This is a genomic window from Pseudomonas sp. EA_35y_Pfl2_R5 (assembly GCF_963970805.1).
Lineage (GTDB): Bacteria > Pseudomonadota > Gammaproteobacteria > Pseudomonadales > Pseudomonadaceae > Aquipseudomonas.
The window spans coordinates 196,909-210,760 of the sequence record NZ_CAXAOW010000002.1; the positions used below are offsets into that span (position 1 = coordinate 196,909).

A 13,852-nucleotide genomic window follows, 5' to 3' on the forward strand; every position below is an offset into this window, starting at 1 on the left:
CTGAAAACACCTTAGTCGCTCGTACTCGGCGTCACAAGATCAACCGACAGCCAGACCGAGGTCAAGCCTCGAACTCCGCCTGCAACGCCGCTCGCACGCAGTGCAGGATGCCCAGCTCAACACGCCCAGCAAACTGCTCGCTGATCACAGCTACCGGTGGCAGTTCGCCCTCGCCATCGAGAAAGGCATCCTGAATTTCACCCAGCAATGCTTCGGGTACATCCAGTGCCTGCTCCAGGGACAACTGCTGACGACCAATGGCTTCGGCCAGCAGGCTGTAGACATTCTTTTCACTGCAGCTGAGCTGGCTGGCGATCTGCGCTGGAGTCATGCCGGCACGGGCCAGACTGACCAGCTCATGGCGCAGATCAACCACCGCACGCGGCGCTTCATCCTCCGCACCAAGCACGGCCAGAAAGGCCTCGCCATAGCGCTCCAACTTGCGCGCCCCGACGCCACTGACCCGCGCCATCTCGGCGAGGGTGCTGGGCTTGCTGCGCAGCATCTCCAGCAAAGTGGCATCCGGAAAAATCACATACGGCGGCACGCCATGTTCTTCTGCCAGTTTGCGGCGCAAGGCGCGCAGTGCTTCCCACTGGCCGCGCTCTTCACCACGCACCAGTTGGCTGGCCGCGCTGCTGGAGGCCTTGGCGCTCTGTTGCGGTTTCAGATCGCGGCGTAGCTGCAGGCTGACTTCGCCCTTGAGCAAAGGCCGGCAACTGTCAGAAAGGCGCAGCCCACCAAAGCCTTCGAGATCGACGTCAGCCAGTCCGCGCGCCACCAGTTGGCGGAACAGCGAACGCCACTCACCTTCGGCCAGCGCCTTGCCGATGCCGAACACCGCCAGATGCTGATGGCCCATACCGCGAATCTTCTCATTGTCACGGCCGAGCAGCACATCGACCAGATGCCCCACGCCATAACGCTGGCCAGTGCGATAAATCGCCGACAGCGCCTGGCGCGCCGGCTCGGTGGCATCCCAGGTCTGCACGCCATCGATGCAGTTATCGCAATGGCCGCAGGGCTGCGGCATGTCTTCGTCGAAATAGGCCAGCAGCGCCTGACGCCGGCAGCGGGTTTCCTCGCACAGCGCCAACATGGCATCGAGCTTGTGCTGCTCGACGCGCTTGTGCCGCTCGTCGCCCTCGGAGTTGTTGAGCATCTGCTTGAGGAAAATCACATCCTGCAGGCCGTAGGCCATCCAGGCATCAGCCGGCAAACCATCACGGCCAGCGCGACCGGTTTCCTGGTAATAGGCTTCCAGGGATTTCGGCAGATCGAGGTGGGCGACAAAGCGCACGTTGGGTTTGTCGATGCCCATGCCGAAGGCGATGGTCGCCACCATGATCAGCCCTTCCTCATTGAGAAAGCGCTTCTGGTGATAGGCACGCAACTCGTTGGCCAGGCCGGCGTGGTAAGGCAATGCGGGAAAACCCTGCTCGGAAAGGAATGAGGCAACCTCCTCAACCTTCTTGCGCGACAGGCAGTAGACGATGCCGGCATCGCCCTTGCGCGCCGCGAGGAAGTTCAGTAATTGCTTGCGCGGCTGCTCCTTGGGCACGATGCGGTAGAAGATATTCGGTCGGTCAAAGCTCGACAGGAAACGCTCGGCACTATGCAGATGCAGGCGCTGGACGATCTCCTCGCGGGTGCGCATATCCGCCGTGGCGGTCAGGGCGATGCGCGGCACGTTGGGGAACAGCTCGGCAAGCTGGCCCAGCTGCAGGTATTCCGGGCGGAAATCATGCCCCCACTGCGACACGCAATGCGCCTCGTCGATGGCGAACAGGGCAATCTCGAGGTTCTGCAGAAAACTCAGCATGCGCGGCTGCACCAGCCGTTCGGGAGCCAGGTAGAGCATCTTGATTTCGCCGCGCTTGATCCGCTCGGCGATCTCGCGCTGCTCATCGGCGCTCAAGGTCGAGTTCAGCGCTACGGCAGCCACGCCCAACTCATCGAGAGTGGCAACCTGATCGTCCATCAGCGCGATCAGCGGCGACACCACCACTGCCAGGCCTTCGCGCAGCAGGGCCGGCACCTGAAAGCACAGCGACTTGCCGCCACCGGTGGGCATCAATACCAGAGCATCGCCGCCACTGGCCACGCGCTCGATAATCGCACCCTGACGGCCACGAAAGCTGTCGTAACCGAATACGTCTTTGAGGATGCGTTGTGCGTGCTCGAACATGAAAGGTCTCCGAAACAAGCCGCGCATTATACGCACCTGGCAATGGGCCTGAGTCCCGATCTGACTCGGCTGCGCATTTGCCCGTATTTACCTAGAACTATGGCTGCTGTAACGGGTCTGGACTAGAATCCAGCCTCGTTTACTTCTTCAAGGTAGCCCTCGATGTCTTTCGCCGAACAATTGTCCCGCCTGCAAGCCTTCCTCGACGCCGATGAGCTGCATGACGAGGCACTGGACTACATCGCCGCCCACGGTTACCTGACCGCCCTGTCGATCTGCCCGCAGCCGGTGCCGGAGCGCGAGTGGATTGATGCACTGTTCTCCGAGCCGCCGCACTACCGCAGTGATGCCGAGCGCGAAGAGGTCGAAGCCACCCTGATCCAACTGCAAAGTCATATCGCCCGCCAACTGGCCAGTGATGATGATCCGGAAGTGCCGTGCGAGCTTGACCTGGGTGACGAGCCGGATGATTCCGATCTGCGCGGCTGGTGCATCGGCTTTATGGAAGGGGTGTTCCTGCGTGAAGCGGTGTGGTTCGACGACGCCGAAGACGAGGTCAGCGAACTGCTGCTGCCGATCATGGTCGGTTCAGGCCTGTTTGATGAGCAACCCGAGTTCGCCGAGATTGCCCGTGATCGCGACCTGGTCGACAGCATGGTCGAACAGATCCCTGAGCTGCTGACCGCGCTGTTCCTGCTATGCCATGCCCCGGAAGAAAAACCGGCCCTCCTGAAGCCCCGTCACCACTAAGCACGCGCCATGGCGCGCACTATCCAGGAACAGCGCAACCCGGTTATTCGCTACGTTCTGCTGGCCATCGGCTGGCTGAGCGTGGCGCTGGGAGTAATCGGCATTTTCCTTCCCGTACTACCCACCACGCCTTTCCTGCTGCTGGCTGCCGCCTGTTTTATGCGCAGCTCGAAGCGCTTCTACCTGTGGCTGGTCAATCACCGCCAGCTTGGCCCGTGGATCATTGATTATCTCGAAGGTCAGGGCATTCCGCTCAAGGGTAAGGTCTACGCCATCAGCCTGATGTGGCTGAGTATCGGCCTGTCGTGCTACCTGGTGCCGCTGTTCTGGGCCAGAGTCTTTATGTTGACCAGCGCAGTGCTGGTCAGTCTGTATATCCTCAGCCAGAAAACGCGGGACAAATCCTAAGCAACACGCCAGCCGACATTCGGTATATTCAGCGCGGCAAAAAACAGCAGCACCACCTAGACTTTCTCAATCCCCGGCCGAGGCGCGGTACATGCCACCCCGTCAGCTTACTCATGGATGGTTTAAGCGCCTCAACCGAGCGTTGCTGGGCGGTTGCACCCTGCTGATCGGCCTTGCCAGCGCACTGGCCAACTGGGACTTCGGCCTCATCCTGCAAAATGCCGAAAGCCGCTACGGCAACCTCGGCGCCGCCAAGCAGCGTATCCAGGCCTGGGAAGCGCAGATCAAGGCCAGCGCCGACAGCAGCGAAAAGGACAAGCTCACCGAGGTCAATCGCTTCTTCAATCGGCAAATCCGCTTCACCGACGATATCCGCCTGTGGAAGCAGAATGACTACTGGGCCACGCCCATCGAGATGCTGGTCAAGGGTGCCGGCGACTGCGAAGACTACTCCATCGCCAAATACTTCACCTTGCGCCGCCTCGGCATCCCCAGCGACAAACTGCGTATCACCTACGTCAAAGCACTCAATTACAACCAGGCGCACATGGTCCTGACCTACTACGCCAGCCCTGGCGCCGAACCACTGGTGCTGGACAACCTGATCAATGAAATCAAACCCGCCTCGCAGCGCAAAGACCTGCTGCCGGTCTATGCATTCAATGCAGAAGGGCTCTATCTCCCCGGTTCCAACAGCAAGAAGAGCGACTCCAAGAAGCTCTCGCGCTGGCAAGACATCTTGAAAAAAATGCGCACGGAGGGCTTCGCCATCGGCGAAGGCTAGGAGGAACCTATGTCTCTACTCAAGCAGCTATTTCTCGCCATCTGCCTGTTCTTGGTTGTGGCCTTTACCGGCAGTTTTATCGCCGGGGTGGAAAGCTCGCGCGAGCAATTGCTCAGCCAGCTGCGCTCCCATGCCCAGGACGCCGCGACCGCGCTGGGCCTGTCAATGACCCCGCACGTGGATGATCCGGCGATGATCGAGCTGATGGTCAGCTCGATCTTCGACAGCGGCTATTTCACCAGCATCCGCGTGGTGCGCATTCCTGATGATGAGGTGATAGTCGAACGGCGTAGCGACGATGCCAGCGCAGAAACCGTACCCACCTGGTTCAGCGAGCTGGTGGACCTGCAACCTCAGGGCGGCGATGCGCTGATCATGCGTGGCTGGGAACAGGCCGCGCGGGTCGAGGTGCTCAGCCACCCGCAGTTCGCCCTGGCCAAACTCTGGGACAGCGCCATTGGCAGCCTTATCTGGCTACTGCTCTGCGGCCTGGTCAGCGCCATACTCGGCGGCTGGCTGCTGCGTACCCAACTGCGCCCGCTGGACAACATGGTGCAACAGGCCCAGGCCATCACCCGCCGCGAATTCCTCACCCTGCCCAAGGTGCCGCGTACCCCGGAACTTAAACGCGTGGTCACCGCCATGAACCAGATGGTGGAAAAGCTGAAAACCCTGTTCGCCGAAGAAGCCGCGCGCAGCGAAAAGCTGCGTGAAGAGGCCTATCAGGACAGCATCACCGGCCTGGCCAACCGCCGCCTGTTCGATATCCGCCTGGCCCATCAATTGTTGGTCAGTGAACAGAATGCCGAAGGTTATCTGCTGCTGTTGCGGGTCAACGATCTCGGCGGGCTCAACCAGCGCCTCGGCGGCCAGCAGACCGACGCCCTGATTGCCGCCATCGGCGAGCTGCTCAAGCGTCTGCTCAACCAGACCAACCGCTCGGATTGGTTGGCCTCACGCAGCCGTGGCGGCGAATTCAGCCTGCTGGCCCCAGGGATTGGCAGCGAAGAAGCCGACCTGCTGGCCGGCGAGCTGCATACCGGGCTGGAAAGCCTGCGTCAGACCGGTGCCAGTGACTGCACACCGGTGGCGCATATGGGCATTGCTGCCTTCCGCCCGGGTGAAGAACCCAGCCAAGTCATCGGCCGCGCCGATCAGGCCCTGGCGCAAGCGCAGAACGATCCGAGTCGCGACTGGGTACGCCTGGATGATTACAACGCACAACCGACTCAGGGATTACACGAATGGCGCACCTGGATCGACGATGCGCTGAACAAGCGCAAGCTGCAGCTGTATTTCCAGCCGGTCATGCAATGCGCCGATCGCAACCAGCTGCTGCACCACAAGGTGCTAGCGCGCCTGCTTGACCCGCAAGGTGAAGCGATTGCCGCCGGACGCTTTCTGCCCTGGATTGAACGCCTGGGTTGGACCGCGCGTTTCGACCTGGCCATGCTCGAACACAGCCTGGCGCACCTCAGCCAGCATGCGGCACCACTGGCCCTGAGCCTTTCGGCAGCGACCCTGCGCGATGACGAAACCCTCAAGCGCATGTTCGACATCCTCCGCCAGCACCCACAGCTGGCCAGTCTGCTGACTCTGGAAGTGGACGAACGCCATCTGCCGCCGGCGGCCGAGCTGGAGGCACTTAGCCAGAGCATCCGTGACACCGGCTTCAGCCTGGGCCTGCAACACTTTGGCGGACGTTTCAGCCTGATCGGTAACCTGACCCATCTGGGCCTCGCCTACCTGAAACTCGACGGCACCTATATCCGCGCCATTGACCAAGAACGTGACAAACGCATGTTTATCGAGGCGGTGTTCCGCGCCACCAACAGCATCGACCTGCCATTGATTGCGGAAATGGTGGAAACCGAGGGCGAGCTGGCGGTGCTCAAGCAGCTCGGGCTGTATGGCGCAATGGGTCGCCTGCTTGGCGCGCCTATGCCGTGGAAGGATTAATCAGGGCTACACGAGCACTCGCGATCAGGCGTAGGGGATGACGCCTTACCCATCCACCAACAACGACCTTATGGTGGGTGAAAATAGTGTCATCCACCCTACAAGTCCTGCATTTCAACCTGCGGCTTTCAGCTGGCAAACAGATAACCTTCCACATCCATGCCTGCATCACGCATTTGCGCCAGCTTGTAGCGCAGGGTGCGCGGGCTGATGCCCAGGCGCTCGGCGGCTTCCTTGCGGCGGCCGCGCTCGGCGCGCAAGGTATCGATGATCATCTGAAACTCATGCCGACGCAGATCATCGCCCAAGGCACCTGCTTCTGCCGACGAGGCGTCCTGCTGCGCAGGTGCGCTATTGACCACCACTGCCAATGACGGCTGCACGGACGGCGCAACCGCCGAGCCAATGGGCGCCAGCAGGCAGAGGTCCTGCGGCTGAATCAGGCCGCCCTGCTGCAGAATCAGGGCACGTTGAATGGCGTTATCCAGCTCGCGTACATTACCCGGCCAGCTATGGTTCATCAGGCTCATCTGCGCCTGCGGGGAAAGCCGAATAGGCGCGTGGTTCATTTTCTTCACGTACTTGGCCAGCAAGCGCTCGGCCAGCGGCACGATGTCCGCAGGGCGCTCTCGCAGCGGTCGCCAGGCCAGCGGGAACACCGACAGACGATAGTAAAGGTCTTCACGGAAGCGCCCCGCCGCCACTTCCGCAGCTAGATCACGGTTACTGGTGGCCAGCACGCGGATGTCCAGAGTAATCGGCTTACGCGCACCAACCCGCTCTACCTCACGCTCCTGCAGCACGCGCAATAGTTTGGCCTGCAAGCCCAGCGGCATTTCAGAAATTTCGTCGAGCAGAATAGTGCCGCCTTCGGCCAGTTCAAATTTGCCCGGCGCACTGGCAATAGCCCCGGTAAATGCGCCCTTCTCATGGCCAAATAGCGTCGCCTCGAGCATGTTGTCCGGAATCGCCGCGCAGTTAATGGCTATAAAGGGTTTGCTGCCGCGTGGCGACTGCTGGTGGATAAAGCGCGCCAGCACTTCTTTACCGGTGCCGGATTCGCCGGTGATCAACACCGTGGAATCACTTTGCGCCACTCGCGTGGCCAGGGCCAGTAGTTGCACACTGGCGGGCTCTTCGGCAACCGGACCGTCTTGCTCGCTGACAGAAACCCGGCCCAATGCATGCCGGTCAACCAGCGTCAGCAGGGCTTTCGGTTCGAATGGTTTGACCAGATAATCCGCCGCGCCTTGGCGCATGGCATCCACCGCCCGCTCGACCGCGCCAAAGGCGGTCATCAGCAACACCGGCAATTGCGGCTGACGCTGGCGAATCTGCGCGAGCAACTGATGGCCATCCATGCCGGGCATGTTCACGTCACTGACCACCAGGCCAAAAGGCTCCTCGGCAATCGCCAGCAGCCCCGCTTCAGCACAATCCACTGCGCGGTAATCATGACCACCCAGCGCCAGGGTATCGGCCAGTGCCTCGCGCAATGCACGGTCATCTTCGACCAATAGAATTTTGCTCGCCATGGATGGTTACTCCTGAATCAAAGGGTGCGTAGCACCAAGCAGCGGCAAGGTGAGAATGGCGCACGTGCCACGCCCGGGCCGCGAACGCAGCTGCACATCGCCCTGATGGGCGCGCGCCACTGCCTTGACCACGGCCAGGCCAAGCCCGGTACCAGTGGTTTTGGTGGTAAAGAAGGGTTCGCCAAGCCGCGCCAGCGTCGCGCTGTCGATGCCTGGGCCGTTATCGCTGATACACAGGCGCAGCGTTTCACCGCGCTGATACAGATGAATCTTCAAACGCGCCTCACGGCCGCCTGCCTGAATCGCGTTCTCGATCAGATTGAGCACGGTGCCCACCAGGGTGTCGCGGTTGCACAGCAACTCGCCCGCGCGGCTGTCGCACTGCCAGCGCACCTGCATATCCAGCACATGGGGTTCGGCGGCGCTGCGCAGCGCATCGAACAGTTCCTTGGGTGCCAAACGATCCGGTAGTGGCAGCTCGCCACGGGCGAAGATCAGCATGTCGCGCACCTGATGCTCCAGCTCGTGCAGACGCTCTTTCAGGCGGCCGGCAAAACGCTGCTGCTGTTCAACCGGCAGCACTTGCTCAGTCAGGTGACTGGCGTAGAGCAAAGCGGCAGAGAGCGGCGTCCGAATCTGGTGAGCCAGGGAAGCGACCATACGGCCCAAAGCAGACAAACGTTCGTGACGGGACAGTTGATCCTGCAAGCGTCGGGTTTCTGTCAGGTCGGTCAGCAGCACTAACTGCCCGGGTTCGGCGTGCAGTGAACGGGTGGCAATCGACAGGCGCCGGCCATCCTTCAGCGAGATTTCGTGGCCGTCATCCTCGCGCGGAGCGAAGTTGCGCGCGATCACCTGGCGCCAGAGCATGCCCACGAGAGGCTGCCCCAGCAGATTGCGCGCCACCGGATTGGCCTCACGCACCACGCCCTGACCATCGATCACGATCACCCCACCGGGCAGCAGATCCAGCAGGCTCTGCAGGCGGTGAGCCAGGCGCTCTTTCTCGGCCAGCTCCTGCATGCGCTGAGCGCTGACCAGCGCCAATTGGCCCTTGAGTTCAGTTACCCGCGCCTCCAGCATGCTGTAGCTGGTGCTGAGCTGGGTCGACATCTGGTTGAACAAGGCAAAAGCCTGTTCGAGCCCGGCACGGCTGGCCTGCTCCACGGGAGCGGGCGCTTCGGATTCTTCAGGGCGTTGGGCGTTAGCGTTCATGGTTCTCTCTCGCGTAGCGAGCCGTCATAAGACAGTCAGTTGCAAGAGAGATAGCAATACCCGTGCCTGAAAAAATATCCTTTTAAATCAATCCTATAAAAAATAGAGCCGAAGGTTTCGTCAAACCTTCGGCTCTATTGGATGGACTAACGCCAAGTCACTGACAATCGCCTGACATAGAACGGTCAGTCGTCCAACCCTTCATCATCACGCCGGCTCATACCGTACTTGCGCATTTTCTCAACCAGTGTGGTGCGGCGTATACGCAAGCGTTCAGCAGCACGCGCGACCACACCGCTGGCATCGTCGAGCGCCTGTTGAATCAAGCCCTGCTCAAGATTGCCCAGGTAATCCTTCAGATCCAAACCTTCCGGCGGCAGCATGGCCATCGAATCCACACCCGGCAGGCCAGCCAGAATGGTAGCGCGCTCATCCAGCTCATCACGCAGAGTCGCCACCATGCCCTCGTCTTCATCATCAACATGGCGGAATTTCTTCGGCAGCTCGCCCACGCCAATAACACCGTAGGGATGCATGATCGCCATACGCTCGACCAGATTGGCCAGCTCGCGTACGTTCCCAGCCCAATCATGTCGGCACAGCGACATGATTGCCGCTGAGTTGAAACGGATAGAGCCGCGTTTCTCGAACTCCATACGCGAGATCAGCTCATTCATCAGCAACGGAATGTCCTCGATGCGCTCGCGCAGCGGGGCCATCTCGATTGGGAATACGTTGAGGCGGTAATACAGATCCTCACGGAAACTGCCGTCCTCAATCATCTTTTCGAGATTCTTATGGGTGGCGGCAATGATTCGCACATCGGCGCTCTGGGTCTTATTGCTGCCAACCCGCTCGAAAGTACGTTCCTGTAATACACGCAGCAGCTTCACCTGCATGGGCAACGGCATATCGCCAATTTCATCGAGGAACAAGGTGCCGCCATTGGCCAGCTCAAAACGCCCGGCGCGGCTGGTGATCGCACCGGTAAATGCGCCTTTCTCATGGCCGAACAATTCGCTTTCCAGCAGTTCGGCAGGAATCGCGCCGCAGTTGACTGGTACAAACGGAGCTTCACGGCGCTTGGAGTGGTAATGCAGGTTGCGCGCGACCACTTCCTTGCCCGTGCCCGACTCGCCAAGGATCAGAACGCTAGCCTCGGTGTCGGCCACCTGCTGCATCATCTGCCGTACTTGCTGAATAGCCCGGCTGGTGCCGACCAGACTGCGGAATAGATTGGTCTCACGCTGACGGCCGCGCTCACGGGCCTGGTCGTACATCTCGCGGTAAACCTGGGCGCGGTGCAAGGAGTCGAGCAGTTTGTTGTAGCTCACCGGCATTTCCAGCGTTGCCAACACGCAGCGGCGCTGCTCTTCCGGCCACTCGGCGGCAATCTGATCGTTAATCAGCAGGGTAGGTAGGAACTCATCCCAGGCAGCCAGCTGTTTAAGCATTTCCAGCACGCCGCCTTTGGCTTGCACTTCGCCAAGCAACACACTGAGCACTTCACGGCTGGATGCCAACTCCGCCACGCATTGACGCCAGTTCTGGCTATCGCTGGCCAGATGATCTTCACCTAGAAAACTCAAGATCACCGTCAAGTCACGACGGCGCTCGCTGTTATCGTCAATTAGGAGGATTTTGGTTTCACGCCACATAATTTTATTTGCTAATCCTGGAGTGAAAAACGCGCCCGCCGCCCCAATACCACTCAATCCAGCCGCCGGCATTTGGCCACTAGTTAAGTCAATTTTTTGTTATTAGTCAATTTTATGGCGTGCTTTTTATTGTGTCCGCCAAGCAGACTAAGCAGCTGTTTAACAACGAAGGGGGAAAGAACGAAACAGAACGCAGACATATGCAGAAGGTCGATACCAGGCAGCATCGACCAAAAACGCTAATCAACCAAACAGCTGATAGACCTTGGCACCTTGTTGCGATTGATTGAGCTGAACGAGCTCATGAGCCAATCGCTGTTGCTCTGCTTGGCACACGCGAACCAGATCACGATAAAGATCCAGCAACTCCTGCATACGCGCACGCAGGGTTTCTTCATCACTGGCAGATTCGACCATGGCTTCGTCAACAGCCTGGCGGCACTGAAGATCCAGCTCGCCAATAGCGGCCCAATCCTGAGTAGCCAGCGCAGTACGCAAAGCGCTGCCGGTTTCTTCTAGACGCTGCACGGATGAACTCATAATCAATTCCTCAGCCGGGAAACAACATCACTCGGCGATAGCATCCCAGCCAGCTTTTACATTGCGAAGCAGGCCTACAACTTCGTCCAGCGGCGCTATTTCATTCTGCACATTGGCATCAACCAAACGGGTCGCCATGTATTCGTAGAGGCTATCCAAGTTCGCAGCAACTTCACCGCCCTGCTCCAGGTTGAGGCCTTCGCGCAAGCCACCGATGATGCCGATAGCTTTACTAATCAGCTCACCTTTGAGAGCAACCTGATTACGCTCGATAGCGCCACGCGCCTGGGCAATGCGGGTTAACCCGCCCTCCATCAACATTTGGATCAATCGATGTGGGCTGGCTTCAATAGCCTGGGCCTGGGTGTTGACGGTTTGATACTGCTTGAGGGCCGCCATCGCGTTCATCGTTGTTCTCGCTGTTCTGTTTGCTGGATACCTTGGGTATCGGCGCTACAGAGCAAAGCTTTAGCAACGAAATTATTTTCCTGAGACAGGCTCAATCTCTGGGTCGATCGCATCCCAAGCACTCTTGATCTGCTCAAGCAACACCTGAACCTCATCCAACGTACGCGGCGTATTATCGAGCGCACCACCAGCAAGACGACGGGTCATGTAGTCATAGAGCGAGTCTAGATTTTCAGCAATTTCACCGCCCTGGTCCTTGTCCAGACTGGCTTGCAGAGCCCCCAAAATGGTGATGGTACTGCCAACAGCCATACCGCGAATCTCAGTATCACCTTCCGTTTGAGCATGCTTGGCTAACATCATTCGCTGTATAGCCCCCTCAAGCAGTAACTGAACAGTGCGATAGGGCGAAACGTCCTGACTGGTATTGACCTGCTTATAAGTGTCGATCGGCGTATTGCTCATTACTTATCCTTTTTCACAAAGCCAGGCAGGCTAGCAAGCTGGTTAGCCAAGCTCTCGCTAGTACGCTTTAGCTGGCCAACCAAGGTATCCATCGCGTTATATTGAGCATAGAGACGGGTTTGAATTTTCTCTACCCGCAGATCCAAGGTCACACGCTGCTCATCAATATTAGTCAGAGTGCCTTGCAGTGTGTCGGTACGTTGCTTTAGCACACCAGTAGCTGCCACATAGCCAGAAACAGACTTGCCCAAACGGCCCATTAAGCCGTTTTCACCCGTCAAATAGCCTGAAATTTGATCAAAATTATTCGCAAGAGCACTCGTCAATTTAGTGTCATCCAGCTTGAGCTTGCCATCTTTTTCAGTGGTAATGCCCAGATCAGCTAGCGCTCGAACGCCATCCTCGCCGGTCATCTTAACCATCTCATTGCGTAAGCCGGACAGCACATTACGGACAGATGAATCCCCCAAAAGGGGACCAGTAACCGGCTTCTTACCTTCGCCAAGGCTGACAACCCCTGTCAGCTGAGAAGTCGCGCTGATCAAGGTGTTATATGCTTCAACAAATTTTTGCAGGTTGGCCTTGGCACCCGCCTTATCGACGCCGACACTCACGTTGATAGTTTTACCATCAAGCAACTCAGCTGAACTCTGGGTCGATACAAGATCAAGCGTGACGCCCTCTAAGGCATCTTCAATGCGGTTAGTGTCACGCACTAACTGAAGTCCATCGATAGTCACTTTGGAGGATTTTGCTTTCGTAATAACGCCTGCAGCGCCTGTATCAGAGCTAGGAGAAACAAAGGCCTCGGCGTTATCCGGATCAACAACCGGAACAAATGCTTGGGATGTCAACGTATTGACACCAGTAACCGTACCGTCTTCGATTGCTTCAACTTGAATATCGTTTCCAGCACCCGTTTTGCTGGAACTCAATACGAGGCGTGAACCAGAGGCGTCAGTGATAATAGTGGCGCTGATGCCACTGTCCTTACCTGCTTCATTGATAGCATCACGCATGCCCGCCAGCGTGTTGTTCTCGGCGGTTATATCAACGCTGAAATTATTGCTGGTGGTTGAAATATTCAGCTTGCCGCTGTTGAAGGTTGCACTATTTCCACCCGCAACTGACTGCAGCGCAACCTTACTGCTAGTAGCCAGCTGTTGTACCTGAACGTTATAGCTTCCCGCAGGGGCAGTAGTTGCAGCAGTGGCCTTAAGCACACTGGTGTTCGAAGAACTCGCTGTACGCGACTCAAACAAGGACGTTTTATTAAGCGCGTCAACCGACGACTTGAATGCATTCAGCGCGCCCGTCAAGGTGCCCAGCGCGGAAATTCGTGTAGTGGTTACTTTTTCAAGACGATCAAGTTGGGAAGTCTTGGGCGCGCGCTCAGAATCGACTAACGCTTTTACGATGCTGTCGATGTCGATCCCTGAACCGATACCTGTGATACCTACCATGATGCACCTCGTCAAAAACTCGACTGTTTAAGCCTCGTGAGCATAAACAGTCAAAAGCCATGCCAAGCCTGTGGCTAAGCTTCAGCCTTAAACAGCAGGCTGCGAACCTCCGAGAGATTTTCAGCCAGCTGCAGCGCTTCTTCTGACGGAATCTGTCGAATTACATCACCAGAGCCAGAGTCAGTGACTTTCACAACAACTCGACCAGTGCCCTCTTCAAGCGAAAAATTTAGGTCACGGCGAACCGTCTGAACAAAGTCTTGGATGGTCGCTACAGCCGCTTCAACATCCTCCCTGGATGCTTGAGGGGAAGATGCAGTGCTAACAGATTGATCTGCAACACTATCTTGAGCAACTCTCTGCTCAAGAGCGCCCTCTACGGCATTACCCGCCGTAGCACTTTGAGTCCGCTCTACCTTAGTGGGTACAGCAGTTGGGGAATTTTGAACTGAACCAATGTCCATCACTTTATCCTCACA

General features: G+C 58.1%; 13 protein-coding genes. 4 read left to right on the forward strand and 9 right to left on the reverse strand.

What is annotated here, in order from left to right:
• Nucleotides 1-61: 61 nt before the first annotated feature.
• Nucleotides 62-2,188 carry a DNA helicase RecQ gene (gene recQ, locus AACX99_RS04845; protein ID WP_339409937.1) on the reverse strand — a complete coding sequence of 709 codons (2,127 nt, stop codon included), beginning with the start codon at nt 2,186-2,188 and terminating at the stop codon, nt 62-64.
• Between the two features lie 162 nt (nt 2,189-2,350).
• Between recQ and AACX99_RS04850 the strand changes: the two genes are divergently transcribed.
• The 4 genes from AACX99_RS04850 to lapD all read left to right on the forward strand — a co-directional run bounded on the left by AACX99_RS04850 (nt 2,351) and on the right by lapD (nt 6,089).
• Entirely contained in the window at nt 2,351-2,938 is a 588-nt protein-coding gene (locus AACX99_RS04850) for a YecA family protein (RefSeq protein ID WP_339409938.1), read from the forward strand.
• Nucleotides 2,939-2,947: 9 nt separating this feature from the next.
• Entirely contained in the window at nt 2,948-3,346 is a 399-nt protein-coding gene (locus AACX99_RS04855) for a YbaN family protein (protein WP_339409939.1), read from the forward strand.
• Nucleotides 3,347-3,437: 91 nt separating this feature from the next.
• Nucleotides 3,438-4,130 carry a cysteine protease LapG gene (gene lapG / locus AACX99_RS04860; RefSeq protein ID WP_339409941.1) on the forward strand — a complete coding sequence of 231 codons (693 nt, stop codon included), beginning with the start codon at nt 3,438-3,440 and terminating at the stop codon, nt 4,128-4,130.
• Between the two features lie 9 nt (nt 4,131-4,139).
• The gene (gene lapD / locus AACX99_RS04865; RefSeq protein ID WP_339409943.1) at nt 4,140-6,089 is read left to right on the forward strand and encodes a cyclic di-GMP receptor LapD; all 1,950 of its coding nucleotides are present in this window, start codon (nt 4,140-4,142) and stop codon (nt 6,087-6,089) included.
• A gap of 128 nt (nt 6,090-6,217) precedes the next feature.
• On the opposite strand, the gene AACX99_RS04870 is transcribed toward lapD, so the two are convergent.
• The 8 genes from AACX99_RS04870 to AACX99_RS04905 all read right to left on the reverse strand — a co-directional run bounded on the left by AACX99_RS04870 (nt 6,218) and on the right by AACX99_RS04905 (nt 13,837).
• Entirely contained in the window at nt 6,218-7,624 is a 1,407-nt protein-coding gene (locus AACX99_RS04870) for a sigma-54-dependent transcriptional regulator (RefSeq protein WP_339409945.1), read from the reverse strand.
• A 6-nt stretch (nt 7,625-7,630) separates the two neighbouring features.
• The gene (locus tag AACX99_RS04875; RefSeq protein WP_339409947.1) at nt 7,631-8,839 is read right to left on the reverse strand and encodes a sensor histidine kinase; all 1,209 of its coding nucleotides are present in this window, start codon (nt 8,837-8,839) and stop codon (nt 7,631-7,633) included.
• A 185-nt stretch (nt 8,840-9,024) separates the two neighbouring features.
• Nucleotides 9,025-10,497, reverse strand: coding sequence for a sigma-54 dependent transcriptional regulator (locus AACX99_RS04880; protein ID WP_339409948.1), 1,473 nt, complete (start codon nt 10,495-10,497; stop codon nt 9,025-9,027).
• 243 nt (nt 10,498-10,740) lie between these two features.
• A complete protein-coding gene (fliT, locus tag AACX99_RS04885) occupies nt 10,741-11,037 on the reverse strand; it encodes a flagellar protein FliT (protein ID WP_339409949.1) in 297 nt (98 codons plus the stop codon).
• A 27-nt stretch (nt 11,038-11,064) separates the two neighbouring features.
• Complete coding sequence (fliS, locus tag AACX99_RS04890) at nt 11,065-11,445, reverse strand: flagellar export chaperone FliS (protein WP_339409950.1); 381 nt, start codon at nt 11,443-11,445, stop codon at nt 11,065-11,067.
• A gap of 72 nt (nt 11,446-11,517) precedes the next feature.
• A complete protein-coding gene (gene fliS, locus AACX99_RS04895; protein ID WP_339409951.1) occupies nt 11,518-11,910 on the reverse strand; it encodes a flagellar export chaperone FliS in 393 nt (130 codons plus the stop codon).
• On the reverse strand, nt 11,910-13,373 hold the full coding sequence (gene fliD, locus AACX99_RS04900; RefSeq protein WP_339409952.1) for a flagellar filament capping protein FliD: 1,464 nt from the start codon (nt 13,371-13,373) through the stop codon (nt 11,910-11,912). Before fliD ends, fliS (AACX99_RS04895) begins: the two co-directional genes overlap by 1 nt.
• 74 nt (nt 13,374-13,447) lie before the next feature.
• Nucleotides 13,448-13,837, reverse strand: a complete 390-nt coding sequence (locus AACX99_RS04905) for a flagellar protein FlaG (RefSeq protein ID WP_339409954.1) — start codon at nt 13,835-13,837, stop codon at nt 13,448-13,450.
• Nucleotides 13,838-13,852: the final 15 nt, after the last annotated feature.

Bases quoted from the DNA above. Each gene is read 5' to 3' on its own strand.
- recQ (WP_339409937.1), bottom strand. From the start codon at position 2,188: ATGTTCGAGCACGCACAACGCATCCTCAAAGACGTATTCGGTTACGAC.
- AACX99_RS04850 (WP_339409938.1), top strand. From the start codon at position 2,351: ATGTCTTTCGCCGAACAATTGTCCCGCCTGCAAGCCTTCCTCGACGCC.
- AACX99_RS04855 (WP_339409939.1), top strand. From the start codon at position 2,948: ATGGCGCGCACTATCCAGGAACAGCGCAACCCGGTTATTCGCTACGTT.
- lapG (WP_339409941.1), top strand. From the start codon at position 3,438: ATGCCACCCCGTCAGCTTACTCATGGATGGTTTAAGCGCCTCAACCGA.
- lapD (WP_339409943.1), top strand. From the start codon at position 4,140: ATGTCTCTACTCAAGCAGCTATTTCTCGCCATCTGCCTGTTCTTGGTT.
- AACX99_RS04870 (WP_339409945.1), bottom strand. From the start codon at position 7,624: ATGGCGAGCAAAATTCTATTGGTCGAAGATGACCGTGCATTGCGCGAG.
- AACX99_RS04875 (WP_339409947.1), bottom strand. From the start codon at position 8,839: ATGAACGCTAACGCCCAACGCCCTGAAGAATCCGAAGCGCCCGCTCCC.
- AACX99_RS04880 (WP_339409948.1), bottom strand. From the start codon at position 10,497: ATGTGGCGTGAAACCAAAATCCTCCTAATTGACGATAACAGCGAGCGC.
- fliT (WP_339409949.1), bottom strand. From the start codon at position 11,037: ATGAGTTCATCCGTGCAGCGTCTAGAAGAAACCGGCAGCGCTTTGCGT.
- fliS (WP_339409950.1), bottom strand. From the start codon at position 11,445: ATGAACGCGATGGCGGCCCTCAAGCAGTATCAAACCGTCAACACCCAG.
- fliS (WP_339409951.1), bottom strand. From the start codon at position 11,910: ATGAGCAATACGCCGATCGACACTTATAAGCAGGTCAATACCAGTCAG.
- fliD (WP_339409952.1), bottom strand. From the start codon at position 13,373: ATGGTAGGTATCACAGGTATCGGTTCAGGGATCGACATCGACAGCATC.
- AACX99_RS04905 (WP_339409954.1), bottom strand. From the start codon at position 13,837: ATGGACATTGGTTCAGTTCAAAATTCCCCAACTGCTGTACCCACTAAG.